The sequence below is a fragment of the Tigheibacillus halophilus genome, assembly GCF_042683165.1.
GTDB lineage: Bacteria > Bacillota > Bacilli > Bacillales > Amphibacillaceae > Tigheibacillus > Tigheibacillus halophilus.
In genome coordinates this window covers 627,963-653,541 of sequence record NZ_JBHUIZ010000003.1, presented here as the reverse complement: position 1 = coordinate 653,541, position 25,579 = coordinate 627,963, and the positions used below count along the sequence as shown (strand labels likewise).

At 41.7% G+C, this 25,579-nt stretch carries 30 protein-coding genes; 1 reads left to right on the top strand and 29 read right to left on the bottom strand.

Annotation, left to right across the window (positions count from 1 at the left end; translation table 11 throughout):
- Positions 1–8: 8 nt before the first annotated feature.
- The 27 genes from ACFSMW_RS03785 to ACFSMW_RS03655 all read right to left on the bottom strand — a co-directional run bounded on the left by ACFSMW_RS03785 (position 9) and on the right by ACFSMW_RS03655 (position 24,772).
- Positions 9–596 (bottom strand): MotE family protein, encoded by a 588-nt coding sequence (locus ACFSMW_RS03785; protein WP_390353150.1) that lies wholly within the window; start codon positions 594–596, stop codon positions 9–11.
- 6 nt (positions 597–602) lie between these two features.
- Positions 603–1,049: a flagellar export protein FliJ gene (gene fliJ, locus ACFSMW_RS03780; RefSeq protein WP_390353149.1), complete on the bottom strand. Its 447-nt coding sequence runs from the start codon at positions 1,047–1,049 to the stop codon at positions 603–605.
- Positions 1,049–2,368, bottom strand: coding sequence for a flagellar protein export ATPase FliI (gene fliI / locus ACFSMW_RS03775; RefSeq protein WP_390353147.1), 1,320 nt, complete (start codon positions 2,366–2,368; stop codon positions 1,049–1,051). Before fliI ends, fliJ begins: the two co-directional genes overlap by 1 nt.
- Before the next feature lies 1 nt (position 2,369).
- Complete coding sequence (gene fliH / locus ACFSMW_RS03770; RefSeq protein WP_390353146.1) at positions 2,370–3,110, bottom strand: flagellar assembly protein FliH; 741 nt, start codon at positions 3,108–3,110, stop codon at positions 2,370–2,372.
- Entirely contained in the window at positions 3,103–4,116 is a 1,014-nt protein-coding gene (gene fliG / locus ACFSMW_RS03765) for a flagellar motor switch protein FliG (protein ID WP_390353145.1), read from the bottom strand. The genes fliH and fliG overlap by 8 nt, the downstream gene beginning before the upstream one ends.
- Positions 4,117–4,127: 11 nt before the next feature.
- Positions 4,128–5,726 carry a flagellar basal-body MS-ring/collar protein FliF gene (gene fliF / locus ACFSMW_RS03760; protein ID WP_390353143.1) on the bottom strand — a complete coding sequence of 533 codons (1,599 nt, stop codon included), beginning with the start codon at positions 5,724–5,726 and terminating at the stop codon, positions 4,128–4,130.
- A gap of 101 nt (positions 5,727–5,827) precedes the next feature.
- Positions 5,828–6,133, bottom strand: coding sequence for a flagellar hook-basal body complex protein FliE (fliE, locus tag ACFSMW_RS03755; RefSeq protein WP_390353141.1), 306 nt, complete (start codon positions 6,131–6,133; stop codon positions 5,828–5,830).
- A gap of 14 nt (positions 6,134–6,147) precedes the next feature.
- The gene (flgC, locus tag ACFSMW_RS03750) at positions 6,148–6,594 is read right to left on the bottom strand and encodes a flagellar basal body rod protein FlgC (protein ID WP_390353139.1); all 447 of its coding nucleotides are present in this window, start codon (positions 6,592–6,594) and stop codon (positions 6,148–6,150) included.
- 2 nt (positions 6,595–6,596) lie between these two features.
- On the bottom strand, positions 6,597–6,989 hold the full coding sequence (gene flgB / locus ACFSMW_RS03745; RefSeq protein WP_390353137.1) for a flagellar basal body rod protein FlgB: 393 nt from the start codon (positions 6,987–6,989) through the stop codon (positions 6,597–6,599).
- 632 nt (positions 6,990–7,621) lie between these two features.
- A complete protein-coding gene (gene codY, locus ACFSMW_RS03740) occupies positions 7,622–8,401 on the bottom strand; it encodes a GTP-sensing pleiotropic transcriptional regulator CodY (protein ID WP_390353135.1) in 780 nt (259 codons plus the stop codon).
- Positions 8,402–8,434: 33 nt separating this feature from the next.
- Positions 8,435–9,832 (bottom strand): ATP-dependent protease ATPase subunit HslU, encoded by a 1,398-nt coding sequence (hslU, locus tag ACFSMW_RS03735; protein ID WP_390353134.1) that lies wholly within the window; start codon positions 9,830–9,832, stop codon positions 8,435–8,437.
- 16 nt (positions 9,833–9,848) lie between these two features.
- The gene (gene hslV / locus ACFSMW_RS03730) at positions 9,849–10,394 is read right to left on the bottom strand and encodes an ATP-dependent protease subunit HslV (protein WP_390353132.1); all 546 of its coding nucleotides are present in this window, start codon (positions 10,392–10,394) and stop codon (positions 9,849–9,851) included.
- Positions 10,395–10,413: 19 nt separating this feature from the next.
- The gene (gene xerC / locus ACFSMW_RS03725; protein WP_390353912.1) at positions 10,414–11,313 is read right to left on the bottom strand and encodes a tyrosine recombinase XerC; all 900 of its coding nucleotides are present in this window, start codon (positions 11,311–11,313) and stop codon (positions 10,414–10,416) included.
- A gap of 283 nt (positions 11,314–11,596) precedes the next feature.
- Positions 11,597–11,911 (bottom strand): hypothetical protein, encoded by a 315-nt coding sequence (locus tag ACFSMW_RS03720; protein ID WP_390353131.1) that lies wholly within the window; start codon positions 11,909–11,911, stop codon positions 11,597–11,599.
- 244 nt (positions 11,912–12,155) lie between these two features.
- Positions 12,156–14,234 carry a type I DNA topoisomerase gene (gene topA, locus ACFSMW_RS03715; protein WP_390353129.1) on the bottom strand — a complete coding sequence of 693 codons (2,079 nt, stop codon included), beginning with the start codon at positions 14,232–14,234 and terminating at the stop codon, positions 12,156–12,158.
- 169 nt (positions 14,235–14,403) lie between these two features.
- Positions 14,404–15,087, bottom strand: coding sequence for a DNA-processing protein DprA (dprA, locus tag ACFSMW_RS03710; RefSeq protein ID WP_390353910.1), 684 nt, complete (start codon positions 15,085–15,087; stop codon positions 14,404–14,406).
- Positions 15,088–15,428: 341 nt separating this feature from the next.
- Positions 15,429–16,331: a succinate--CoA ligase subunit alpha gene (gene sucD, locus ACFSMW_RS03705; protein ID WP_390353127.1), complete on the bottom strand. Its 903-nt coding sequence runs from the start codon at positions 16,329–16,331 to the stop codon at positions 15,429–15,431.
- Positions 16,332–16,380: 49 nt separating this feature from the next.
- Positions 16,381–17,541, bottom strand: a complete 1,161-nt coding sequence (gene sucC / locus ACFSMW_RS03700) for an ADP-forming succinate--CoA ligase subunit beta (protein WP_390353125.1) — start codon at positions 17,539–17,541, stop codon at positions 16,381–16,383.
- A gap of 91 nt (positions 17,542–17,632) precedes the next feature.
- Positions 17,633–17,914 carry an EscU/YscU/HrcU family type III secretion system export apparatus switch protein gene (locus tag ACFSMW_RS03695; protein ID WP_390353123.1) on the bottom strand — a complete coding sequence of 94 codons (282 nt, stop codon included), beginning with the start codon at positions 17,912–17,914 and terminating at the stop codon, positions 17,633–17,635.
- Positions 17,911–19,659, bottom strand: a complete 1,749-nt coding sequence (locus ACFSMW_RS03690) for a hypothetical protein (protein WP_390353121.1) — start codon at positions 19,657–19,659, stop codon at positions 17,911–17,913. Before ACFSMW_RS03690 ends, ACFSMW_RS03695 begins: the two co-directional genes overlap by 4 nt.
- 20 nt (positions 19,660–19,679) lie before the next feature.
- Positions 19,680–20,450, bottom strand: a complete 771-nt coding sequence (locus tag ACFSMW_RS03685; protein ID WP_390353119.1) for a ribonuclease HII — start codon at positions 20,448–20,450, stop codon at positions 19,680–19,682.
- 611 nt (positions 20,451–21,061) lie between these two features.
- Positions 21,062–21,907 (bottom strand): ribosome biogenesis GTPase YlqF, encoded by an 846-nt coding sequence (gene ylqF / locus ACFSMW_RS03680; RefSeq protein WP_390353117.1) that lies wholly within the window; start codon positions 21,905–21,907, stop codon positions 21,062–21,064.
- 6 nt (positions 21,908–21,913) lie between these two features.
- Positions 21,914–22,483, bottom strand: a complete 570-nt coding sequence (lepB, locus tag ACFSMW_RS03675) for a signal peptidase I (RefSeq protein ID WP_390353116.1) — start codon at positions 22,481–22,483, stop codon at positions 21,914–21,916.
- 134 nt (positions 22,484–22,617) lie between these two features.
- Positions 22,618–22,962 carry a 50S ribosomal protein L19 gene (gene rplS, locus ACFSMW_RS03670; RefSeq protein ID WP_390353115.1) on the bottom strand — a complete coding sequence of 115 codons (345 nt, stop codon included), beginning with the start codon at positions 22,960–22,962 and terminating at the stop codon, positions 22,618–22,620.
- 153 nt (positions 22,963–23,115) lie between these two features.
- Positions 23,116–23,853 carry a tRNA (guanosine(37)-N1)-methyltransferase TrmD gene (trmD, locus tag ACFSMW_RS03665; RefSeq protein WP_390353113.1) on the bottom strand — a complete coding sequence of 246 codons (738 nt, stop codon included), beginning with the start codon at positions 23,851–23,853 and terminating at the stop codon, positions 23,116–23,118.
- Complete coding sequence (rimM, locus tag ACFSMW_RS03660; RefSeq protein WP_390353111.1) at positions 23,853–24,371, bottom strand: ribosome maturation factor RimM; 519 nt, start codon at positions 24,369–24,371, stop codon at positions 23,853–23,855. The genes trmD and rimM overlap by 1 nt, the downstream gene beginning before the upstream one ends.
- Before the next feature lie 11 nt (positions 24,372–24,382).
- Positions 24,383–24,772 (bottom strand): YlqD family protein, encoded by a 390-nt coding sequence (locus ACFSMW_RS03655; RefSeq protein ID WP_390353109.1) that lies wholly within the window; start codon positions 24,770–24,772, stop codon positions 24,383–24,385.
- 59 nt (positions 24,773–24,831) lie between these two features.
- Between ACFSMW_RS03655 and ACFSMW_RS03650 the strand changes: the two genes are divergently transcribed.
- Positions 24,832–24,984, top strand: a complete 153-nt coding sequence (locus tag ACFSMW_RS03650) for a hypothetical protein (protein WP_390353107.1) — start codon at positions 24,832–24,834, stop codon at positions 24,982–24,984.
- Between the two features lie 32 nt (positions 24,985–25,016).
- Here the strand turns inward: ACFSMW_RS03650 and ACFSMW_RS03645 are convergent, their stop codons facing one another.
- Both ACFSMW_RS03645 and rpsP read right to left on the bottom strand, forming a co-directional pair.
- Positions 25,017–25,247, bottom strand: coding sequence for a KH domain-containing protein (locus ACFSMW_RS03645; RefSeq protein WP_390353105.1), 231 nt, complete (start codon positions 25,245–25,247; stop codon positions 25,017–25,019).
- Between the two features lie 14 nt (positions 25,248–25,261).
- Positions 25,262–25,534: a 30S ribosomal protein S16 gene (gene rpsP / locus ACFSMW_RS03640; protein WP_390353103.1), complete on the bottom strand. Its 273-nt coding sequence runs from the start codon at positions 25,532–25,534 to the stop codon at positions 25,262–25,264.
- Positions 25,535–25,579: the final 45 nt, after the last annotated feature.

Sequence of the window (25,579 nt, the reverse complement as noted above, 5' to 3'; positions counted from 1 at the left end):
TACCTGTATTAATTCTCAAGCAAAGACTGCATAAGACTAGCTGCTTTATCCGGTTCCATTGCCTCCAAAATGGGACCCTTTACTTTATTTGACATTTGTTTCAAAACATGGATAGCGGAATCTTTTTTCATGCTCTCGATTATTTTCGCAGCTTTTTTACTATCCATGTCTTTGAAGGAACTTGAAACAGCTTGCACCCGGTTTTTTTCGTTTGTTTCGTGGTCTGACTGGCTGTCGTCTTCACTCTGGTTCTTGTTTTTTTCGAGCTTTGCCAGTTCCTGTTTCAAATTATCAACAGTACCTTCTAAATCATCTACCTGGCCGGACAATTCGTCGATTTTCTCATCTTTTTCCTTCAGCGCCTTCATATCTGCCGGATTGGATTCGGCAGCAGGTGTATCCCCATCGATAAATGACGAAACGACAGGAATATGATTCGCTGTATTTTTTAGCCAGGCAGTGCCATCCTTACCTGCCAGCAGAATGATGAAAACAAGGATAACTACCGCGACAATGATGGGAAGAATAATTGCAAAAAATATCCATGCCAGTGGGTTGGTTTTCTTTTTAGTCGTTTCTGTTGTTTTATTCACCATCGTTTTTCACCTGTTTTTGTAATCGACATATTGTCTGATCGATATTTCATCAAGAAATTCTTTTTCCTGTTTATCCTGCAATGCTTTTTCGGACTGTTGTCTATAGGAAATCATTTTTTCAAATTTCTTCACTTCTACAAATGCATCCGATAATTTCTCTTGTTTTTTATTCATTTCCTGGCGTGCACGCTGGACTTCATTTTGCAAATCCAAAATGCGCTGATTGAGTAACTCTATATAAGAAAGCTGCTCTTTTACCCTATCAAGTGGAATGGATTGCTGTAAGTAATTTTCATAGGATTGTTCGGCGTTTTCTTTTTTTTGTAAAAGGCGGTACATTTTTCCAGCAATATCTTCAAAAAAATCCATCGACTGGCGATATGCTTTTTGGGCATCTTTCTTTTCTTTTTCGCGTAAATCCAATAGTTTGTTCAGCACTGCTGTCTGTGCCATCAATTGTCCCCTCCGTTCAAGAGTTCTTTCATCTTGGCAATGGACTCATGCAATGTTGCATAATCCTCTGTCCCCTGTTTCAAAAAGGACTGTATCTTACTATGGAAATGAATCGCCTTATCTATCTCTGCGTTGCTCCCATTTTTATAAGCGCCAATTTGGATCAATTCATGATTTTCTTCATATATGGCCATAAGCGAACGTATTTGCTGTGCTGTTTGCAAATGATTAGTATCAGCTATTTGATTCATCACCCGGCTAATGGACTTCAATATATTGATAGCAGGGTATTGTCCTCGTTCAGCCAGTTTACGATCCATAACGAAGTGGCCATCAAGTATACCTCGGACTGTATCAGCTATCACTTCATTCATGTCATCCCCATCGACTAAAACCGTATATAGACCGGTGATTGTACCTGACTCATTTGTACCAGCTCTCTCCAGCAGTTTCGGCAAAAGCGAAAACACAGATGGCGTGTACCCTTTCGTCGTTGGGGGTTCGCCGATGGCTAAGCCGACTTCACGCTGCGCCATCGCGACACGTGTTACAGAATCCATCATCAAATTTACGTCATATCCCAGATTTCGAAAGTATTCGCTGATAGCTGTCGCCGTGAATGCGCCCTTAATGCGCATCAATGCTGGCTGATCAGAAGTGGCTACTACAACAATAGATTTTTTCAGCCCTTCACTCCCTAAATCCTTTTCAATAAATTCCCTGACTTCTCTGCCCCGTTCACCGATTAAAGCGATCACGTTAATATCAGCGCCGCTGTTACGAGCAATCATTCCAAGGAGCGTACTTTTCCCCACGCCGCTGCCGGCAAATATCCCGATCCTTTGCCCTTTACCCATTGTCAGCAATCCATCAATCGCTTTTACTCCTAACTGAATCGGCTCTACAATTGGGGGGCGAAGCATGGGATTAGGCGGTTTTTGTTCCGTTATGTAATTTGTCAGCCCTTCCGGCAGCCCGGACTGATCCATTTTTCTTCCAAGGGAATCCACCACATTTCCAAGCAGTGACTGCCCCACTTTAATCGTGAGTGGCTTACCAGTGCATTCCACCAGGCAGCCCGGACCGATTTCGGCCACTTCTGAATAAGGCATGAGCATGATTCTTTCTTGATGAAATCCCACTACTTCAGCTAGCACAGGTTCTTTATGTGCGTTTGCCGGATGGATTAAACAAACATCACCGATAGTAGCCTGCGGCCCTAGAGATTCGATCATTAAGCCGACGACCTGCATCACCTTGCCATAGTGTTTGAATGAATTTAGCTGTTCGATAACATTTTGCATATATGCTGTATCCATATCATTTACCAGCCCTTATTTCTTCAAGTGCTTGACGGATTTGGCCTAACTGTGTATCTACGCTTGCATCGATTTGGCCAAGAGGATGTTCTAAAATGCAACTGAATTCCGGAATCGTTTTACTAACTTTAATCAATAGCTTTGCATTTTCGTCCAATAGATTTTGTAATTCATTTTTTTGGTGAATGAGCATTTCATACTGCTGAGGATGCACAAAGATTGTGATCTTCGCTGCATCACCTGCTTCTTGAATACAAGCAACTACGATTTCATAGAAGGCCTCAGGATTATGTTGCAGCTGGCGCCGCAATATTTTGTCAGCGGCTGCGATAGCAATCTGCATGATTGCATCATCAGCTTGCGAAATCGTCCGGACATAATCTTTCTGCGCGGTATCCGCAAACTCATTGATTTTTGCGATTAAACTGTCATACTGAGCAATACCTGTTTGTTCACCGACTCGGAAACCTTCCTGATAGCCGGCCGCTTTGGCCTGTTCAATTAGTCGAAGTTTTTCTTTTGCCCAAGCTGTTTTTTCCTGTTCTATCCATTCTGCTGTTTCTTGTATAACCCGTTTTTTTTCTGTCTGTAAATCATTCAGCTGTTGCTGAAGTGTGTCGATATCGCGCTGCAGTTCCGAAGCAGGATATACCTCTTCATTCTTATCTGCTATGGTTTTTTTTTGCAGGGTGACTGGCCTGATTTTTATCTGTCTCGCATTCTGATATTCCAATTCAGACAATGATGTCGTCACCTCCGCCACGTGCAATGACAATTTCCCCCACATCTTCCAGCCTGCGAATGACCGAAACGATTCTTGTCTGTGATTCTTCCACATCTCTCAATCTGACAGGGCCCATAAATTCCATTTCTTCTTTAAATGTTTCAGCCATACGCTGAGACATATTTTTAAAGACAATATTTTTCACTTCATCACTCGCTACTTTCAATGCTAAACGCAAATCGTCATTTTCCACTTCCCTGATGACACGTTGAATGGCACGATGATCCAGAATGACAATATCTTCAAACACAAACATCCGTTTCTTGATTTCATCGGCCAGTTCAGGATCTTGAACTCCCAATGCATCCAGTATTGTCCTCTCTGTACTCCGGTCTACGCCGTTGAGTACTTCCACAACAGCTTGTAACCCTCCAGTCTTCGTATAATCTTCCGTATACGACGAAGAAAGATTCTTTTCCAGTACTTGCTCGATTTGGCCGATAATTTCTGGCGAAGTGGAATCCATGGTAGCGATCCTACGTGCTATATCAGGCTGCAATTCTTGTGACAGTGATGACAATATTTGTCCAGCTTGTTCTGCATCTAAATAGGAAAGCACAAGCGCTATTGTTTGTGGATGTTCGTTTTGTATAAAGTTCAGAACTTGCTGTGAATCTGCTTTTCTCGCAAAATCAAATGGCCTTACCTGCAATGAAGAAGTTAAACGGTTAATGATGTTATCAGCTTCCGTTTTGCCAAAAGCTTTTTCCAAAACTGTTTTTGCATAACCTATACCACCTTGAGAAATATAATCCTGGGCGATAGCAATTTGGTGGAATTGGTCGACCACTTGGTCTTTCATATCCGTATCTACTTTTTTAACGGATGAAATTTCCAGACTTAGTTTTTCTATCTCTTCTTCAGACAGGTGTTTATATACTTGTGCTGAAACTTCCGGGCCCATGGATATGAGGAGTACAGCCGCTTTTTGCTTGCCGGTTAGTGTACCTTTTTGTCTTGCCATGATATCCCTCCTTAATCCTCCGAAATCCAGCTTCTTAACAACTTGGCGAAATCTTCCGGCTGCTCTTTGGCCATCTTCTCAAGTTGTTTTCTTCTTTTGATCGAATCAGAATCATTGTCTGTTTCCAGTTCAGGAATCTCCTCTGGTATGTCCTCTTGTATTTCTCCCGGCTCCTCCAGCATTTCATCTTCCAAGTCTCTTCTCCTTCGGAACATGAGTATCAGCAAGATAATGACCAATAACACAAGCATACCGCCGACAATATAAATCCATACCGGCACGGTGCTGACCGGTTCGTTATCCGTTGTGGAACTGCCATTAAAATCTTGGAAAACAATGGAAGACTTTGTGTTCGGATCCACCTCTCCATAACCCTTATCAACAGAAGTGGTGATGATGGAATCCAATATGGAAGTAATCCCATCCTGTACAGTATTTTGTTCCTGCTGAGAGAGATATTTCACTTCATCTTCAGATTTGTCTTTTATTCGATTCACCGCAACTTGTATTCCCAGGTCCCTAATTTTGTAAGGGCTTTGTACGATTTCCTTGTGAATTTTATTAAATTCATTGTTGATTTTCTCTTTAACAATCTCGTAATCTCCATTTTGGTCCTCATCAGATGCTTGGTAGGTAGCAATGTCCTCATCACCGGTGCCAGCTGTCCCCCCTGCATCTGCCGGTTTATTCGCATAGGTCTCGTGAATTTTTTCCACGCTGACTGGCAAGCCTTCCATGCTTTCCTTGTCTACAGGTTCAACAATTTCAGAAACACTATTCTCTTTCGTGAAATCAATATCAGCCGTCACCGAAACGATGACATTTTCCAGCCCGACCATCGTTCCTAGCATCTGCTGTACCCTGCGTTGGATATCATGCTCTACGTCTTTTTTGATATTTTGCTGTGAGGCATACGAATCGCCTTCATCTGATTGTTTTTGTTGATCATAATATTCAAAGTACTGGTTCATGATAGCGATATTTTCTGCAGGCAAATTCGGTACCGCTTTAGAAACCAATGTATATAAAGTATTGATCTGACTGGCCTCAAGTTTATACCCCGGTTTCGTATGCAAGACAATAGATGCGCTTGCCTCCTGTACATCATCACTGACAAATACCGGATCTTTCGGCATGTTGATCATCACTTTGGCATCCTCGATACCATCGATCCCTTTCATCAAATTCGCCAGTTCCGTCTGGGTCGCATCAAGTTTCATAATATCGAATTCGTTATCCGTAATTCCCCACGAAGAATTCTTGGAAAAAAATGAATAATCGATGCTTCCGCTGTCTGGAAGACCTTGTCCAGCCAAGTCTACCAGTAAGGAATCCACTTGATCTTCCGGAACTGAAATGGCTGTCCCATTACCCCCGATTTCATACGGTACCTTTTTGTTGTCCAATTCCGCTTTAATTTGGGCAACTTCCTGGGCCGATAAATTATTATACAAGGGGGTATAGCTGGTTTTTCCTGCCAAAAGTGAGACTGCCGCAATCAGAACGACTATGGCGGCGAGGCCGCCTACAAGCATCCCTTTTTGACCTTTTGTGCGCTTTTGCCAAAAGCCCTTAACAGCACCCAATATGTAATTCATTTTTTCTTTCATTAAAATTCCACCGCCACATCCAAAAACATTTCAGTTCTCTGTCTTTGTACTACATGAGAAGACTTATTGTATTGCACTTGAGAGGAGGCAAAGGAAAGCAATTACACTTGCATTCTCATCATTTCGTTATACGCGTCCACTGCCTTCCTTTGCACTTGGACAGCGGTTTGCAGCGTGATGCTGGCCTTTTTCGCAGTGATCATGACATCATGCAGGTCATTGATATCTCCATTAGCCAACGCCATTGTCTTGTTGTCAGAATCAATTTGTGCTTCATTCACCTGGTTAACAGCCGATTTCATCATATCAGCAAAGCTTACTCCCTGTTTTTCAGTTCCGTTTGCTTCGACAGCCTGTTTATTTACAGATGGCAATACGTTTTGGACATTAACTGCACTTATACTCATCTTTTCACCCCTGCTTATTTTCCGATTTCCAACGCCTTCATCAGCATTGCTTTGGTAGCATTCAGAGAAGTAACGTTTGCTTCATAAGATCTGGTTGCACTCATTAAATCGACCATTTCTTTTAAAGGATCGACGTTCGGCATTTCTACATACCCATTAGCATCTGCATCTGGATGCGAGGGATTATATACCATTTTAAACGGCTCATCGTCTTTGGTTATACTGGAAACTTTGACGCCTGATGCTTGGTTTGCGGAGGCATCCTGCAAAAACTTGGAAAAAACCGGTTTGTCTGCTTGAAGCTGAACCATTTTTCTCCTATATGGTTCAAATGTTCCGTCTGCGTTCTTTTCCGCCCTTGTCGTTTCTGCATTGGCGATATTTGAAGAAATAACATCCATACGAAGCCGCTGTGCTGTCAGTGCGCTAGAGGCAGCATTGAAGCTGTTGAAAATAGACATCTTCAGTTCCCTCCTTTGAGTACAGTTTCCAAATCTCTAAACTTGCCGTTCATTCTTTCTACCAAGCTCTGATAATAAATTTGATTTTTCCCCAACTCAGCCATTTCTCTATCAATGTCAACGTTATTGCCATTATGATTATAAGATGTGTTGTTTTTTTCCACGATTTTATATGTATTCATTTCATCATCAAAGGATAAGTGTTTTGAATTAGTGCGTTTTGCCTGAAATTCGTCTATCGAAGCATTTTGCAACATATTTTTAAATGTAACATCCTTTGCTTTATAGTTTGGAGTGTCCACATTTGCAATGTTTGCCGAGATGACATTATTCTTTGCAGCAGCAGCATCCAACGATTGACCCAGGACTTTTAGCGTACCTGAAAAAAGATCCAATTTATTTTACCTCCTTTTTACCTATATAGAATTACAGTAAGTTAACAATAGGTAATGCAACAGTCACATTTTATTCCTTCACATCGAATATGATAGAGTATTTTTCACTTAAAGTCCATAGTTTTTCGACAAAAATCATGTTGGGAAAGTCAGACAGTCATAAAATTTTGTTACCGATATTGTCTTACGGCTATGAAAAAAACACCATAATTGTTGATATGACAGTGTTTTTGGCGATTCAACAAGCGTTAATGAAAGAAATGATAATTATGTCGATTTCGGTAATTTTTTGGGACTTTTTTACTTCATGACTTTAGAAGTTATTTGAAGTGTTGTCTTATGGGACAAAAGTAATAACTGACTTAGTAATACGCAAACTGTGTACTGTATGGATTTTCTGCAAATATAAAACACAACTTTTGCGTTCAAAAAAAGGGTAACAGGTCTGATATGGGGAAGTTCTGTCAGCTATTGTCTTTGACTTTAGGAGTGATGTCCAAATTATTCAGGGAGTATGCTGCCTTAAAAGAGCTGGAGCATTTTGGACTAGAAAAATGGAGTATAAAAAAACCGGACAATACATGCTGTCCGGTTTTCTTACCTGCAAGCGTACTTGCTATTTTATCAGGTTTTTATCTTGAACGAAGCTTATCTAATTCAACAAGGAATTTATCGTTCAACACTTTAATATATGTTCCTTTCATACCGAGGGAACGAGATTCGATGACACCAGCGCTTTCCAATTTGCGCAAAGCGTTTACGATCACAGAGCGGGTAATGCCGACACGGTCAGCAATTTTGCTGGCTACCAGTAAACCTTCTTTTCCATTCAATTCTTCAAAAATATGATCGATTGCTTCCAGCTCACTGTATGACAAAGAGCTGATCGCCATCTGTACAACCGCCTTGCTGCGTGCTTCCATTTCAATTTCTTCCGTCTTTTCATGAAGGATTTCCATGCCTACTACAGTAGCACCATATTCCGCCAATAGTAAATCATCATCGCTGAAGCTTTCAGTCAAACGTCCAAGTACAAGCGTGCCAAGACGCTCGCCCCCACCAATAATAGGTACAATCGTTGTCAGACCGCTTTTGAACAATTCACGGTTTTCTACAGGAAATACTGTGTACTTGCTTTCAATATCCAAGTTAGCTGTCGTTTCATGAACATGGAACAAACCTTCTGTATATTCTTCCGGGAATCTTCTTTCTTCCAGCATGCCCTTCATACGGTCGTTATCAATCTCTTGGTTGATCGCATATCCGAGTAATTTGCCCCTTCTGGAAACAATATAAATATTTCCCTTGATCACATCTCTTAAAGATGCAGCCATATCGTTGAAATTTACTGATTTGCCGGTAGCTTTCTGCAGCATACCATTGATTTTTCTAGCTCGTGTTAATAGATCCATTATGATCCTCCATTCTGAATTTAAAAGAGTGTTTTATAGAATAAATTGGCTTAGATCCTTGTTTTTTACGATATTACTCAATTTTTCATCTACATAGGACGGGGTGATTTCCACCTTTTCCATCATAATATCCGGAGCCTCAAAAGATAGATCCTCAAGCAATTTCTCCAATATCGTATGAAGTCGTCTAGCGCCAATATTATCTGTATCCTGATTTACCTGAAAGGCAATTTGTGCTATTTTGTCAATAGCATCGTCAGTGAAAACAACATTTATACCTTCTGTTTGCAATAATGCAGTATATTGTTTCAAGAGCGCATTGGAAGGTTCTTTCAAAATACGCTTAAAATCATCGACAGTCAGTTTTTCCAGTTCAACCCTTATCGGAAATCTTCCCTGGAGTTCTGGTATGAGATCTGACGGTTTGGCTGTATGAAATGCCCCTGCCGCGATAAATAGCATATGATCTGTTTTCACCGGCCCATGCTTTGTAACAACTGTCGATCCTTCAACAATCGGCAGAATATCCCTTTGCACCCCTTCACGGGAAACATTTGGAGAATTATCCTGCTTCCCAGCCACTTTATCAATTTCATCAATAAAGATGATGCCAGACTGTTCAGCTCGCGCGATAGCATCCTGGCTGACTTCTTCCATGTCAATCAGTTTTTGCGCTTCTTGCTGTATAAGTATTTTCCTTGCTTCCTTGACAGGCACTTTCCTTTTCTTCTTTCGTTTTGGCATCATCTGGCTGAAAGCATCCTGCATGTTCATGCCCATCTGTTCCATTCCGGAACCCTGCAGCATATCGAATAGTGAAGGAGAGCTTTCATCGATTTCGATAGTGACAAGATTGTCTTCCATTTCGCCCAACGCCAGAAGCCTTTCGACCTGTTGTCTTTTCGTTCGGACTTGTTCATCTTGTTCCTGTTCATCGTCATCGGTTTGCTCTGGACTTTCATGCGTGGAAAAAAGCATTTCAAATGGGTTTTTCATGCTGGACTTGCTTTTTGCCTGAGGTACGAGCAGTTTGACCAACTGCTTATCAGCCATTTGTTTTGCCTTGTCGAGCACACCTGTCATTTTCTCATCTTTTACGAGCCGGATCGACATTTCGACGAGATCTCGCACCATGGATTCGACATCCCGGCCCACATACCCAACTTCCGTGAACTTGGTAGCTTCTACTTTGATAAAAGGAGCCCCCACGAGCTTTGCCAGCCTGCGGGCGATTTCCGTTTTCCCGACACCCGTAGGACCGATCATCAAGATATTTTTCGGGATGATTTCATCCCTGATATCATCAGATAATTCCATTCGCCGGTATCTGTTGCGTAATGCAACAGCGACAGAGCGTTTTGCCGATTGCTGACCGATCACAAAACGGTCGAGCTGCTCCACAATCTTTTTCGGAGTATTATCAAATCCCATATGGAATAACCTCCTTCTAATCAAGTACTTCCAAGGTAAGTTGGTCATTGGTATAAACACATATTTCCCCGGCTGTCTCCAATGCAGCCTTCGCAATTTCCTTCGCGGTCATCATTTCAGTATGACGCGATAAGGCCCTGCCAGCACTCAAAGCATAATTTCCGCCTGAACCGATGGCTAGAATACCATCATCCGGTTCAATCACTTCACCTGTCCCGGATAGGAGAAACATGTTCTCCTTATCCATCACTATCAGCAAAGCTTCCAGCTTACGAAGCACTTTATCGCTACGCCATTCCTTGGCCAGCTCCACTGCAGCCCTTGCTAAATTCCCATCATGCGTCTGCAGCTTTCCTTCGAACATTTCATACAGGGTGAATGCATCTGCAACCGAACCTGCAAAACCGGCCAAGACTTTACCATGGAACAATTTTCTGACCTTCTTTGCAGTATGTTTCATTACCACCGCATTACCCATTGTTACTTGACCATCCCCGCACATGGCACATTGTCCATTGTGCTGGATTGCGAAAATGGTTGTAGCATGCATCTCAGTATTCATGCTTTTCACCTCTTCTTCATCACTTTCTTGCTCTTGGGTGGCTGTTCATATAAACCTTGCGCAAGTAATCTTTTGTTACATGGGTGTATATTTGCGTGGATGACAGATTTTCATGCCCCAGCATTTCCTGCACTGTCCGCATATCAGCACCTTCATTAAGCATATGTGTTGCAAAGGTATGGCGCAGCTTGTGAGGATGAACATGAATGGTCAGCGCCGCTCTCTCAACCATTTTGTCAAGGACCTTGCGTATGCCTCTGACAGTCAGCGGGGTACCGCGCGCATTCAAAAAAATGACTTCACTAGCTTGATTGGACTTCGCTAATAAAGCTGATCTGCCGGTTTCAATGTAATTTTCCAATGCTTGTTGGGCAAAGTTGCCAAATGGAACATAGCGCTGCTTTCTGCCTTTTCCTGTCACAAAAACTGTCCCAATTGAAAAATCGATGTCCTGCAGCCGCAATTGCTGGCATTCACTGACCCGGATTCCTGTGGCATACAGTAATTCCAGCAATGCTTGATCGCGCTGTCCCAAAGGCGTGTTCAGATCGTTTGCGGCAAACAGTCTTTCCAGTTCTTCTTTATAAAGAAAGCCCGGGATCGGTTTATCTGTTTTCGGCAAAGAAACTTGAACAAAGGGATTGTTTTTTACAATGTTTTCGCGCTCCACGAAACGATAGAAGCTTCTCAAACTGGAAATTTTTCTGGAAACAGTACGCCTGCTGGACCGGCCATTGTACAGCCGGGTCAGAAATAAGCGGGCAACCTGCTGATTAACATCCCTTAAATCAACGATGTTCTCCTCTTCCAGGAAATGAGAAAACTCCTGTAAATCGTCCAAATAAAATTCAATTGTGTAATGAGAGGCGTTTTTTTCAATTTGTAGATATTCATTGAACGCCTGAATGTAACTTTGCAGCAAAAACCCACCCCATTAACAGCGAATAAATCATAACATAATTCATTTGCTTAAGCAATGTATTTAACAAAATTGTAACAACATTCAGAACGGACATCAAGATTCTCAGATTAAAAGAGCATCATTACCGGCTATGACTTAAGGCTGTCAAGTAAATGAGCTTACCACTAGAGAATTATAATCCTTCGTTTTCATTTAGTCAACTAAAAGAATTCCATCATTTTTAAAGATTCACTTCTCCAGATGGTAATTAACAACCGTTTGTTATCATAATTGCCAGATTTCAGTCAAATATTCCCATTTCATCTATTTTTTGCTTCGTTTTTGGCGTACCCAATTGGTAGACCTTTTTATAAATTTTATCAATTACCTCGGCATATGCCTCTCTTTCCCTGTCGGCACCCCATTCATTGAATGGCTTATTCAAATAGGCTGTTGCATAATCTCCAAATCGTTTCCGTTTCATAAACAGGTCTTCTAACTGTTTTATATCATTATCGGTTGCTGCGATTTCAAATTCAATTCCCGAGTCAGGCAATGAATTTTCGCGGATATCCGCATTATCTACTGTCACATAATATAGTTTGGTTTCATGCATTTTATGTTCCTCCTTTGCTCAGTTTATTCCCTTTTATCAGGGTTTGAAAACCTTTGCCCCGTATCGGAAGCGTAAAGCATTTCCAAGCAAGGAAATCTGTCACAAATGGCTATCCATCCGTTCCCCGAATGTATAGTAATAGATAACGAATCCAGCGCAGCCTGCTATGACATTAGCAATAATTATGTGCAAACAAAATCCCCCCGCCTTACACGCATTTTACGCTCAGGCAGGGGGCTTCATGTTAACTCTGTGCATTTTCCTTGTAATCACATTCCACACATTGAATTTGTGTACCTTTTTTACTCTTCTTTTCCACAAGTAAAGACCCGCATTTAGGGCACGGTCTGGAGATTGGTTTATCCCAAGAAACGAAATCACATTCTGGAAAACGGTCGCAGCCATAAAATGTTCTGCGTTTTTTAGATTTTCTTTCCACTATATTGCCTTCGTGGCACTTCGGACACTTCACACCGATTTCTTTCAAAATAGGTTTCGTATTACGGCACTCTGGAAAATTGGAGCATGCCAGGAATTTTCCATATCTCCCCATTTTGTACACCATTTCATGACCACATTTTTCACACGTGATACCAGCTGGCTCATCTTTGATTTCTATTTTATCCATCTCTTCTTCTGCAACTTCCAGACGTTTATGAAAATCTCCGTAGAAATCATCAATGATATTGATCCAGTCTCTTTGACCATCCTCGATAGCATCCAAATCACTTTCCATTTTAACAGTAAAATCTACATCAATAATTTCAGGAAAAAATTCCTCCAATAATTCGATGACGATCGTGCCAAGTTCTGTGGGCACAAATCGCTTGTTATCGATAGATGTATAACCCCTTCTTTGAATCGTATCGAGTGTAGGTGCATAAGTGGAAGGCCTGCCAATACCTTTTTCTTCCATCGTACGCACTAATCTTGCCTCTGTATACCTCGGCGGCGGCTGTGTGAAGTGTTGATTCGGCGTTATCTCTTCGGCTTTGATTTCCATGCCCTCTTGAAGGTCAGGTAAAATTTTATCAGTATCCTTTTTATTGTCGTCATTGCCTTCCACATAGACTCTCATGAAGCCCTTGAATTTCACTTTAGATCCTGTAGTGCGGAACTCCACTTCATCATGCATTAGTACAACGCTCATCGTATCAAGTATAGCAGGAGCCATTTGGCTTGCAACGAAGCGTTCCCAAACTAACTTATATAACTTGAACTGGTCATTAGACAAAATCGGTTTCAAAGATTTTGGTGTACGCAGCACCGAAGTGGGGCGTATCGCCTCGTGGGCGTCCTGACTACCCTGTTTCTGTTTCTCAGCACCGCCAGATCCCAAGTATTCCTTTCCGAAGTTTTCTTCAATATACCCTTTCGTTTCTTGTTTGGCGACATCAGAAACCCTTGTAGAGTCCGTACGCATATAGGTAATCAAACCTGTTATGCCACCTGCTTTTTTTCCCAAGTCAATTCCTTCATATAATTGCTGGGCGACCATCATTGTTTTCCTTGCCCTAAAATTGAGTTTTCGGGCTGCCTCCTGCTGTAAAGATGAAGTTGTAAAAGGCTTGGACGGATTTCTCTTTCTTTCTTTTTGTGTGACTTTGCTGACATGAAATTGCTTCGTCTTCACTTTGTCCAGTATTTGCTGAACCTCTTTTTCATTCTGCAGTTCTACTTTTTCACCACTCAGGCCATAAAAAGATCCTTCAAATATCTTTTTATCTTTTTCAAATGAGGCTTCTATAGACCAATATTCTTCCGGCTTGAATTGTTCAATTTCTTTTTCTCTGTCGATGATCATTTTCAGGGCGACAGATTGCACTCTGCCAGCGCTCAACCCTTTTTTAACTTTTTTCCAGAGCAGCGGGCTGATATTATAGCCTACAAGCCGATCTAAAATCCTGCGGGCTTGTTGTGCATCGACCAAATCACTGTTGATAGTTCTTGGATGTTTGAATGATTCCTTGATAGCGTCTTTCGTGATTTCATTAAAAACCACACGGCATTCAGAGTTTTCATCAATTTGCAGCGCATGCGCCAGATGCCATGCAATCGCTTCCCCTTCTCTGTCAGGGTCAGCTGCGAGAAAGATTTTTTTTGCTTTTTTTGCTGAAGCTTTCAGTTCCTTTAAAACTGTACCTTTACCGCGAATAGTAATATATTTCGGTTTGAAATGGTCTTCCACATCGACACCCATTTGACTTTTGGGCAAATCTCTCACATGCCCCATGGATGCTTTTACACTATATTTTTTACCAAGGTAACGTTCTATTGTTTTAGCTTTAGCGGGCGACTCAACTATAACTAGATAATCTGCCATCTTTTAGATTTCCTCCTACATTGAGGCACATATTTATACATAATCATTGGTTTCATTCGAATGTTTCAACATATACTACTTTAGAGTTTATAACAAACGAAAAGCTCCACTAATATTAAATACATACCAGCTTTTTGTCAAACAACATGAATTATTATCTAAGCAGTCATTATTTACATATCAGTTCCCAATGATATCCATTTTGATGCCAGTCTTCCAATATATCAGGTGCGTGATGCACCAATTTGGCACCCTCCTGAATCATTTTGTGGCAGCCTTCTGTTTGCTTAAGCAAGGGGGAGCCGGGAACCGCATACACCTCTCTGCCTTGATCAAGGGCCTGTTCGACAGTTATCAGTGTGCCGCTTCTTAAGGCTGCCTCTATGACGAGCGTTCCAAAGCTCAATCCACTTATGATACGATTCCTTTCCGGAAATTGATATGGCCTGGGGGGTATATGCGGCGGATATTCAGACAATATCAGCCCATGTTGTGCAATAGCCTCGAATAGTTTTTTGTTTTCACGAGGATAGACATACTGGAAACCGCTGCCCATTACAGCAATTGTCCTTCCATGATGCAACAACGCTAGTTTATGAGCGAAGCTGTCTATCCCTCTGGCCATACCGCTGATGATTACCCAATTTTCTTTTATCAGCGGTGTGATAATATGTGAAGTTGTTTCCCATGCACCAACGGATGGATTTCTTGTTCCGATGACACTTAATGTAGGGGTTTGTTTCAACAAATCCACATCTCCGAAAGTGTATAAAACAATCGGTGCGTCTTTTATTGTTTTTAACACAGGTGGATATACTTCGTCAACTATTGTTATTACACCATATTGCTTCATATCTTGGTTTATGCGTTGTAAAACAGAACTGGAATGAAGGTGTTGGTATAGGAGATCTGCTTTTTGTCGGGGGACTTGAAATAGGTGGTGCCAATCGGCTGGAGTCATGCTATAGATAGACGATAACGAAGGATCTTTTTGTAAAATTTTACGAATGAGTGAGCGGCTTACATAGCTTGAGAAATGAAGATGCATCAAACGATTCCTTATTAAAGTTGACAACCACATACTCCCTCTCTTATAAATGTTGTATTATAATGAAGGAACCCGAATACTAGCTATTCAGGTTCCTTTAAAAATATATTTCAAGTATACTCTGGCAATCTAATCAGTAAAATGGATTAATGCGTTTTGCATTTTTCAGCAAGTCCGCGTTCTTCCAAAACTTTGATCATCGTCTCGCCAATAACGGCAGGAGTTTCAGCCACTTTAATGCCGCACTCTTCCATTACACGGATTTTTTCAGCTGCGGTACCTTTACCACCTGAAATAATTGCACCGGCATGGCCCATACGTTTTCCTGGAGGTGCAGTCGCTCCGCCGATGAATCCGACAACTGGTTTATCCATATTAGCCTTGATCCAAGCTGCAGCTTCTTCTTCAGCAGTTCCACCGATTTCACCAATCATGACAACAGCTTCTGTTTCCGGATCATGATTGAATTCCTTCAAAACATCGATGAAGTTAGTGCCATTGACAGGATCCCCGCCAATTCCAACGGCAGAAGTTTGACCATAACCTTTTTCGGATAATTGATGCACTGCTTCATATGTTAAGGTTCCAGAACGGGAAATGACGCCGATATGACCCTTTTTATGAATATAGCCAGGCATAATACCAATCTTGCATTCTTCTGGACTGATGACACCAGGACAGTTTGGTCCCACTAAGCGGGAATTTTTCCCTTCCATGTACCGTTTCACTTTTACCATATCTAAAACCGGAATATGTTCAGTGATACAAATGACCAATTCGATTTCAGCGTCTACTGCTTCGATGATCGCATCAGCAGCAAATGGAGCAGGAACATAGATTACTGAAGCATTAGCTCCTGTTTGGTCAACAGCTTCTTTCACCGTATCAAAGACAGGAACTCCTTCCACTTCTGTACCGCCTTTTTTGGGTGTAACTCCGGCAACTATTTTTGTGCCGTATTCCAACATTTGTTTTGTGTGAAAACGCGCAGTGCCGCCAGTAATCCCCTGGACCACTACTTTTGTATCTTTATTCACATATACGCTCATTTTCGTCCGTCCTTTCTAAAAGTCTTTGTCTTAGAATTTGTTTGGAAAATTATTTAACCAATGATACGATTTTTTGTGCACCGTCTGCCATGGAATCCGCAGATTCGATGTTCAAGCCAGATTCATGTAGAATCTTTTTGCCCATATCGACGTTTGTTCCTTCCAGACGCACGACAAGGGGTATTTCCAAACCGATCTGTTTCGTCGCTTCTACGACACCTTCAGCTATGACATCACATTTCATGATTCCGCCAAAGATATTGACAAAGATCCCTTTGACATTTTTATCGGATAAAATGATTTTGAACGCCTCTGTTACCTTCTCAGCCGTAGCACTGCCGCCTACATCAAGGAAGTTGGCAGGGTTGCCGCCGTAATGCTTGATGATATCCATTGTTGACATAGCAAGGCCTGCTCCGTTAACCATGCAGCCGATGTTTCCGTCAAGTGCTACATAGCTCAAATCATATTTGGACGCTTCAATTTCTTTTTCGTCCTCTTCATCCAAATCACGATAGGACATGATATCCTTCTGTCTGAACATTGCGTTGTCATCGAAATTCAACTTTGCATCCAATGCCATTACTTCCCCATCACCAGTGGTTACCAATGGATTGATTTCAGCAATGGAACAATCTTTTTCAACAAAAGTAGTATAAAGGCCTGTCATGAATTTCACTGCTTTATTCAATAACTCATTCGGAATATTAATATTGAAAGCGAGTCTGCGTGCCTGATAAGGCATCAGACCAACAACCGGGTCGATCACTTCTTTGAAAATCTTTTCCGGATTATTTGCGGCAACTTCTTCAATTTCCATGCCGCCTTCCTCTGATGCCATCATGACAACACGAGATGTAGCCCGGTCGAGAACGACCCCAACATAGTATTCTTTTTTGATGTCGCAGCCTTCTTCAATCAAAAGGCGCTTTACTTCTTTCCCCTCTGGTCCCGTTTGGTGTGTGACAAGCACTTTGCCAAGAATCTCTTCAGCATATGTATGCACTTCATCGATATTTTTGGCTACTTTTACCCCACCGGCTTTTCCACGGCCACCGGCGTGAATTTGTGCTTTTACAACAGTTACATCAGTACCTAAGTTTTTTGCTGCTTCCACAGCTTCGTCGACTGTATATGCAACATGTCCATTAGGAACCTTGACACCATAACTGCGTAAAATCTCTTTGCCTTGGTATTCATGAATGTTCATCCTATATCCTCCCATCAAATTCACTGCATTTCTATTGTATAAAAAAACAGCATAATTCACAAGAGATAGCGAATGCTGTCGTAAGTGCATTTTATTTTTCCCGGTCATTTCTTGCCTGTTCATCAAGTTGATAAACAAAAGCGAATACTGATGCGACTGCTTCATATAACTCTGCCGGTATCCTCTCATTTATATGAAGCTCGCCTAGCAAGTTTGCAAGTGATTCGTCCTTTACAATCGGAACATCGTTTTCCTTTGCTTTTGAAATCAGATTAGCAGCGATAAGGCCATTCCCCTTAGCTGTCACGGTTGGAGCGTCATTCATTTTAGTATCATATTTCAATGCAATTGCTTTTTTGCGTTTCTCCCTCATATCCTAAAATCGACTCCTTTTGCCTGCAGAAAAGGGCTGTTGTTTTCATCACTGTTCCTCTGTAACGCTTTCTCTCTCTGTGTCAACATTTTGAAATGAATAGATGAAAGATGATAGTCTCTTGACTTAAGCTCTTCCGCTAATTTCGGCTTTAATCGTTCGGCTATAGACGGCAGATGCTTATGGTTATTAAAAACAGTGATGCGCACGGAACGTTTCTGTACATGCATATCGACCACAGTTTCTTGGAGGGCAGTCAAATGGAGGTAAAATAAAATGTGACAGAATTCCTTATCAATTTTCCCGTCCGGTCGCTTTTTACCAGCTATCCGCAATTCCATATCCTGGGGCAAACCCAGTCTCCCGCCCGGTATTTGCAAAGAAGTGAACAATTGGTTGTTCACTTCTTGGACAGAATCGAGTTGCATGCCGTTTATATATTGAAGCAACTTTTCCGCACTGTCTTTACCCAAACTATCTGTGGATTGCATCAGCTGCAAAACCAAACTTTTAATCGTGGCTGCCATTGCTGTTGGCGTTTCCTGATGTGCCACCGTATATTCATGCTCTATTCCAAGACTATTAAGTACCTGTGTAACATGTTGCAGAAATTGGTTTTGCAAAGAAACATTTTTATTCATTGTTTTTGTATATTCATACGAAACCATGGAGAATAAATCGTTATGCTGCAGGCCCTTGGCAAAAACCAGGAATCCCACCATCTTGGTCAGACTGTTACTTTCTGTTCTTTGTTTACAGCTAGTGCCAATTACGGTTGCCATCAGCCTGTCAACTTGCTTTTGGAAAAGCTGCACCACCGGTTCAGGCAGCGTTTGTTCATTTGCGAAAGCTTTATAAATGACTGCTTCCCACCGGTTAACGAACTGGGCTGATTCCTTCTGAATACCCGTTTTATTTGTTGAGATGTATTCTATAAGCGCAGACGTACTTTTTACGGAAGCAGTCATTGATTGGAAGATGGCATCAACGTGCTTTTCTATAGAAATACGCGATGTTTGGACCGCTTCGGGCATTTCTCTTTGCATCAGTAATGCAACCATCCGCTGCAGTTGTTCTGTACGGCTTGAGAGCTGCTCTGTCAGTAGCGGAGCGGTAGAAACATGGTTATCCTTCAGCAAACGGCTGCCTAAAAACAACAATTCCTTTATTAACGCTTTTGGCGAATCGCTATTTTCTAATTCAGTCAAAAAGCTCTGTAATACCGATGTTAGTGAATGCTCGCTTTTTGTTTGCAGGGCTTGATACACATCTCTTGTCATTGGCAAACTTCTTGTTATCATAGCTGAAATGATTTGCCTAGCTTGCGTTTTATCTTCCACAGTACTATAAAGCTGCAATGCATTGCGCAACTGCGTTTTAGTGAATGTCACACCTTGCTGCATTAAATAAACCAGAAACGCTTTATTCATTTTGCCGGGCTGCATACCCAGTGTTTGGAGAATATTTGCAGCATCCAGCCCCGTTTGTCCTGTCGCTTTATCGCCAAATATTTTGAGCTGGGGTACATCCCTATTGTCAGTTACTTGAAAATAACGTTTGTCGCCGATTGAAAGCGGAGTGTTTAGCTGAGCAGTCATCTTCCTCCCGTTCAGCATGATTTCAGCCATATCATTCGGGAAGATTTGAATAATTTTCCCATACATGATCTGACCAACTTTGAGCATATTTTGCTGTTGCTGTGAGGCTGCTTGCATGAATTTACTAGTATTTATTCGCTCAACCATCCACTTTCGCTCCTTTTCGGTTATTTTGCTGTTTCTTTTACAGGAGCAAAGGAAATGCGGTGATATGGAGAAATGCCATGGGTCCGCAGCGCCTCCATATGTTCCTTCGTGCCATATCCCATGTTGGAAGCAAACGAATAGACCGGAAACTCCCTGTGCAATTTATCCATGATACGATCTCGCGTCACTTTAGCCAGGATACTTGCAGCAGCAATACTGACGCTTTTCTGATCACCTTTTGGGAATGATTCCGATGTACAGCCAAGCCTCTCAAGCGGAACCGCATCAATCAGCACATGGTCGGGCTCCGGTTGGAGCTGGTCTACCGCCCGATGCATCGCCATTTTTGTAGCCTTATAGATATTAATAGAATCTATTTCGTTATTATCCACGATCCCAATTCCATAGCTGACTGCTTGATCAACAATAATATCGTAAAAAGATTCTCTGGTTGTTCTGTTCAGTTGTTTGGAATCATCCAACCCAAGTAAAACGAAATCTTCAGGCAATATAACCGCACCCGCCACAACTGGTCCTGCCAAGGGACCCCTTCCTGCTTCATCTACTCCTGCGATAAAGCGGCACCCTGTTTGGCGATTTTTCAATTCATACTTACTCATATCTTTATATTTTCGCAGTAACAATCTCTTTTTTTCTCGCTTATTGTCATAACTTTTCAATAAACTTTTAATGCCTTTTCTATCGTCTAACCGTAATTTCTCAAGCAATTCCGCTGAAATTTTTTCTGTCTTCAGTAATTCTTTAATTTGGACAATTGATAATTTTTCCATTTTATGTACCTTCTTTTTCGCACTATATATTTTATCGGTATGAACCGGTCAAGTCTACAGTCATCTTAATAAAAAAACCTGTCACTAACGGAGAAAACGCCCTCATATATGTATAAAAAATGAATTTTTTTGGTTTCCAATTCTACAGAAGCTTGAAAGGTCGAAAATCCACTCTGCCTAAAAAAAGAGAGTGGGATAAAACCACAGGAAATGTAAAATGTTGAGCGGTACCATCTTGACATGGAACCGCCCAACTTTTTTTATCCAGCTTAGCAATTTCGTTGATTTACACGTCAGGTGCCCCGGCAAGGGGTGTGCAAGCGTTGGTCGCAAAGGCCGTATGTAGCTGCCTTCCCTCATGTACTTTCTAAGAAAATCACTTCCTGCGGCGTTTTCAGACTCGTGCTGGGACTGCGATTACGCGTCCCATCGAAAACCATTGTTTCCGCGGGAAAAGGAACGCTTCGGCAGCATCCCATTGCACGCAGAAAAAGCGAATTTCTTTTTCAAGGAGTCAGCCGCCTTTCGCTCCAATCAACTAGATGTGAAATGGAACTTTATAGCTTTTTTTAGCTGTTTTTGGCTAGTTCTGTCCCACCCACTTTTAATCTTTATTCAGGGGTTTCCAATGTAATTCTGCCCAGCTTACCAGTTCTTAGATCCCTGATGATGATTTCTGCAACCTTGTCCATATTAACTTGCCCGCCACTTTCCAGTGCTCCGCGCCGCTTGCCGATATGATTGAATAACTCCCATATATCCATCTGAACATCTTCCACTTCATATCGGTTTTGAAGCAGCTCGGCGTAATGTTTTTGCAGTCTTTGCAGAATAAATGCAGCAACATCCTGCAACGTCAGCAGCTGATCTTTAATCGTACCTACCGCTGCAAGACGAAGACCTACTTGCTCATCTTCAAATTTCGGCCACAAAACACCCGGTGTATCAAGCAACTCAAAATCATTTTTAATCTTGATCCATGCTTGCTGTTTTGTGATACCTGGCAGGTCACCAGTTTTGGCAATCTTTTTGCGGGCCAGACGATTAATCAAGGTTGATTTACCTACATTAGGAATACCCGCAATCATCGCTCTCGATGCCCTCGGCTGAATGCCTTTCTTTTGCAGTTTACGTCTTTTTTCTTCTCCAAGCTCCTTAGCCGCCTGGATGAATTGCTTTAAATCAGTTTGATTATTCACATCCATAGCAATAGCTTTCACGTCCGATGAATGGAAATAATTAAGCCATTTCCCTGTCGATTCCGGGTCAGCCAAATCCTTTTTCATTAAAACCACGAGCTTTGGTTTTCCCTGAACCACCTTGGCAAGCATCGGGTTTTGTGATGACCATGGCGTACGTGCATCAAGCAGTTCTACCACAAAATCAACCAATTTCAATTTTTCTTCCATTTCTCTTCTTGCTTTGGCCATGTGACCCGGAAACCATTGAATTGTCATGTTATCCTACTCTCCCATTAATTGTACACGATTCAGCGGCCAGTATAGCAGGCTTGTTTTCCCTACAATCTGATCAAGTGATATCAATCCCAAAATCCGGCTGTCTACAGAGTTAGATCGATTGTCTCCAAGTACAAGCACGTAATTCTTAGGTATCTTTTTGTAATTTCCCGGAAGTTCTTCGAGCGTGAAATTTTCGGTCAATACGCGATAAGATTGCATATCACCCTCTTTTTCCTCCAGAAAAGGCTCCTCTATCTTTTTCCCATTGATATACAATACATTGTCCTTCACCGCGACATGTTCACCAGGGAGGCCGATAACCCGCTTAATAAAATCTTTCTTTTTTGTTGCATGGAAAACAACGATATCAAAACGGTCTGGTGTTTCAAAATGATAATTGAATTTGTTCACAATCAACTGATCTCGGTCGTGTAACGTTGGCATCATAGATGGTCCATCAACGATAATCGGCGTAAACAGGAATTTCCTCACGACAAATGCGATAATAAAAGCGATGACAATCGCTTTTACCCAATCAAGCCATTCATTCTTCTTGCGTTTTCGTTTGGCCATCCTTTAACCTCCAGCAAACTTGGACTTAGTTGTATTTTAGTTTTTAAGCGTGTAATCATTGTCTCAAAAGAGCAAAAAGGAGCTTGTACGAATTACCAAGCTCCTTTCTGAGTAGTTTTGATGCTGCAAATATCTTAGCGGCGTTCTTTAATGCGAGCCGCTTTGCCGCGACGGCTGCGCAAGTAGTACAATTTAGCACGACGTACTTTACCGTGACGAACGACTTCAATTTTATCAATACGCGGAGAATGCAATGGAATCGTACGCTCTACACCAACACCGTAAGATAGTTTTCTCACTGTGAAAGTTTCACTGATTCCGCCATTTTGACGCTTGATGACCACACCTTCGAAAACCTGAACACGTTCGCGTGTACCCTCAACGACTTTCAGGTGAGCTTTAATCGTATCTCCAGGACGAAAATCAGGGTGATCAGTCCGAAGCTGGTCTTTTGTAATCTCGTGAATCAATTGTTGCATATTGTTTCTCTCCTTTTTCCATCAATGCTCTTATTCCTAACTTCGAACAGCGGAACATTGTTTATATCGTTCAACCTTAAAAGGCTGAACACAAGCATAAATATAGCATATTCTTAATGATTTTTCAACAAATTTTTAAAAGGGAACAAAAACTCATTCATGATGATGGGTCAATGATTGCAGAAACTGATTATCCGCTTGTGAAAGTTTCAGATTTTCAAGTAAATCCCGCCGTCGCTCGTAAGTTCTCTTCAATGATTCTTCTTTGCGCCATTTGGCAATTTTGCCATGGTCCCCTGATAAAAGCACCTCCGGAACCTTCATACCGCGAAAATCAGCCGGTCTGGTGTAATGGGGGTGCTCCAATAAACCAGTGGAAAAAGAGTCCTCAACTGCAGATGTCTCATTACCCAGCACACCTGGAAGCAAGCGAACTACGCTGTCCAGCACGACCATTGCCCCCAGTTCTCCGCCAGTTAACACAAAATCACCAATGGAAATCTCGTCAGTTGCCAGATATTGTCTGATTCGTTCGTCATATCCTTCATAATGACCGCAGATAAAAATCAGATTTTCTTCTTTAGAAAGTTCCACCGCTTTTTCCTGTGTAAATGGTTCTCCCTGCGGACACATCAGAACAATACGTGTTTTTTCCCTATGCTCTTTTGTCAGAGCTTCCACAGCGTCAAAAACAGGCTGCGGTGCAAGCACCATACCAGCCCCCCCGCCGTAAGGGTAATCGTCGACCTTATTATGTTTATTCTTGGTAAATTCCCGGAAATTAATCAAATGATAATCGAATTTATTTTTTTCCTGCGCTTTTTTCATGATGGAGGTGTTCATCACACCAGCGAACATTTCCGGAAATAGCGTTAAAATATCTGCATGCATCAGTCAAGCAATCCTTCCATGGGTTCAATAAACACTTTTTTGCCTGCAACATCAACTGCTTTAATGACGTCATCAATATACGGAAGGAGGATATCTTTTCCCGCCGCACGTTTTACGACCCAGACATCATTCGCACCTGGCGATAGAACCTCTTTGATTACACCGATTTTTTCCATCTTATCCCGAAGGTAAACTTCACAACCGATGATCTCATGATAATAGTACTCCCCTTCTTCCAAGGAAGTCTGCTGCGATTCAGCTATTTTCAAATACTTCCCTTTCAGATGTTCGACATCATTAATGTTGCCTAAACCTTTGAAGTGAAGCAAGTCAAATCCTTTGTGAAGGCGATGCCCGTCAATAATAAGAGCCTGCCCATCATCTTGATGATCATCAAGGTAAATTGTTTCACCAACGTTAAATCTTTCAGCGAAATCAGTGATTCTGAGCACTTTCACTTCTCCGCGGATGCCGTGAGTATTAACAACCTTGCCAATATTGTAGTATTTTGCACTCATCTTATCACCTATCATTCATCGATTCGGATAACGACATCATCCTTGACGATAATTGCAGAGCTTGCCATCACTTTGTTCCAGTCGGTCCCAGGTTTGACTTCAACAAGAGCATCAACTTCCGTTTCAGTGATTTCACTGCCGGTTTCCAGCATATCAAGCTGTTCAATTTTAAAATCGACGAGTTTCATTTTTTCCTTCCGCTTGCGTATTTCCTGCTGAAACCTGGCATTTATTTCCTGCTTTGAAGTCCCTGCTTTATTTTGCAATTTTCTTTGTTCAAAAAGCAATTGTTGGCACTCTTGTTCAAGCCGCAATATCTGTTCATGGAAATCTCTTTTCAATTTTCGTTTACTGTTATCCGTAATAATCTGCTTGACCAAAACTTTTTTGATAATATTCAAGCGTATCCACCTCACACGCAATGTAGAAACTGTATTTTTTTAACTGACAGGACTCGTGCATGCAAGTAATGGATGGCCGACTAAAGGCGGGATATACACCCTACGCCGACACACCCCTTGTCGGTGCGTACAGAGATTCCAATCATTTTTGTGCAACAAAGAAAAAACATTCTCTACCAGCAGTCAACCACGGTGAAAAAGCTTTGCTGTGAAAAAAAGGGAAGGTGAACCCGCACCCTCCCCTTCACATAATATCCAAATAAATTCGTTTTTCAGCGTCATCTTTATTCGCTGCATGAATCAGTGTGCGAATCGCTTTGGCAATACGCCCATTTTTACCAATTACTTTACCTACATCGTCCTGATGAACAGTAAGGTGAAAAACCACTTTACTCTGTTCCTCTGTTTCGTTGATAACAACTTCCTCAGGATGATCTACCAATGGCAATACAATTGATTCAATAAGGGCTCTCATGATATCACACTACCTCACTTTTGGTTTTTTTGGTCGTGGAATTTCTTCATGATGCCTTGCTTGGAAAACAAGTTGCGTACCGTGTCACTTGGTTTTGCACCGTTTGTCATCCATTGTAATGCTTTATCCTCATCTATTTTAACTTCAACCGGGTTAACTACGGGATTATAAGTTCCGATTTGTTCGATAGAGCGTCCATCTCTAGGAGAACGGGAGTCAGCTACAACAATGCGGTAAAATGGGTTTCTCTTGGAACCCATACGTTTCAAGCGGATTTTAACTGCCATTTCATTACACCTCCATAAATATGTTTTACACAGTTTTAAATTGTA

Bases quoted from the DNA above. Each gene is read 5' to 3' on its own strand.
- fliF (WP_390353143.1), bottom strand. From the start codon at position 5,726: ATGAAAGAAAAAATGAATTACATATTGGGTGCTGTTAAGGGCTTTTGG.
- fliI (WP_390353147.1), bottom strand. From the start codon at position 2,368: ATGGATACAGCATATATGCAAAATGTTATCGAACAGCTAAATTCATTC.
- hslV (WP_390353132.1), bottom strand. From the start codon at position 10,394: ATGAATACTGAGATGCATGCTACAACCATTTTCGCAATCCAGCACAAT.
- rplS (WP_390353115.1), bottom strand. From the start codon at position 22,962: ATGCAACAATTGATTCACGAGATTACAAAAGACCAGCTTCGGACTGAT.
- ACFSMW_RS03695 (WP_390353123.1), bottom strand. From the start codon at position 17,914: ATGAGGGAGAAACGCAAAAAAGCAATTGCATTGAAATATGATACTAAA.
- sucC (WP_390353125.1), bottom strand. From the start codon at position 17,541: ATGAACATTCATGAATACCAAGGCAAAGAGATTTTACGCAGTTATGGT.
- ACFSMW_RS03720 (WP_390353131.1), bottom strand. From the start codon at position 11,911: ATGCATGAAACCAAACTATATTATGTGACAGTAGATAATGCGGATATC.
- hslU (WP_390353134.1), bottom strand. From the start codon at position 9,832: ATGGGATTTGATAATACTCCGAAAAAGATTGTGGAGCAGCTCGACCGT.
- ACFSMW_RS03650 (WP_390353107.1), top strand. From the start codon at position 24,832: ATGCAAGTAATGGATGGCCGACTAAAGGCGGGATATACACCCTACGCC.
- fliG (WP_390353145.1), bottom strand. From the start codon at position 4,116: ATGGCAAGACAAAAAGGTACACTAACCGGCAAGCAAAAAGCGGCTGTA.
- topA (WP_390353129.1), bottom strand. From the start codon at position 14,234: ATGGCAGATTATCTAGTTATAGTTGAGTCGCCCGCTAAAGCTAAAACA.
- fliE (WP_390353141.1), bottom strand. From the start codon at position 6,133: ATGAGTATAAGTGCAGTTAATGTCCAAAACGTATTGCCATCTGTAAAT.
- flgC (WP_390353139.1), bottom strand. From the start codon at position 6,594: ATGTCTATTTTCAACAGCTTCAATGCTGCCTCTAGCGCACTGACAGCA.
- trmD (WP_390353113.1), bottom strand. From the start codon at position 23,853: ATGCATGCAGATATTTTAACGCTATTTCCGGAAATGTTCGCTGGTGTG.
- fliJ (WP_390353149.1), bottom strand. From the start codon at position 1,049: ATGGCACAGACAGCAGTGCTGAACAAACTATTGGATTTACGCGAAAAA.
- lepB (WP_390353116.1), bottom strand. From the start codon at position 22,483: ATGGCCAAACGAAAACGCAAGAAGAATGAATGGCTTGATTGGGTAAAA.
- ACFSMW_RS03645 (WP_390353105.1), bottom strand. From the start codon at position 25,247: ATGAGAGCCCTTATTGAATCAATTGTATTGCCATTGGTAGATCATCCT.
- ylqF (WP_390353117.1), bottom strand. From the start codon at position 21,907: ATGACAATTCAATGGTTTCCGGGTCACATGGCCAAAGCAAGAAGAGAA.
- ACFSMW_RS03785 (WP_390353150.1), bottom strand. From the start codon at position 596: ATGGTGAATAAAACAACAGAAACGACTAAAAAGAAAACCAACCCACTG.
- rimM (WP_390353111.1), bottom strand. From the start codon at position 24,371: ATGAGTGCAAAATACTACAATATTGGCAAGGTTGTTAATACTCACGGC.
- sucD (WP_390353127.1), bottom strand. From the start codon at position 16,331: ATGAGCGTATATGTGAATAAAGATACAAAAGTAGTGGTCCAGGGGATT.
- codY (WP_390353135.1), bottom strand. From the start codon at position 8,401: ATGGATCTATTAACACGAGCTAGAAAAATCAATGGTATGCTGCAGAAA.
- rpsP (WP_390353103.1), bottom strand. From the start codon at position 25,534: ATGGCAGTTAAAATCCGCTTGAAACGTATGGGTTCCAAGAGAAACCCA.
- dprA (WP_390353910.1), bottom strand. From the start codon at position 15,087: ATGAAGCAATATGGTGTAATAACAATAGTTGACGAAGTATATCCACCT.
- ACFSMW_RS03685 (WP_390353119.1), bottom strand. From the start codon at position 20,450: ATGGAAAAATTATCAATTGTCCAAATTAAAGAATTACTGAAGACAGAA.
- ACFSMW_RS03690 (WP_390353121.1), bottom strand. From the start codon at position 19,659: ATGGTTGAGCGAATAAATACTAGTAAATTCATGCAAGCAGCCTCACAG.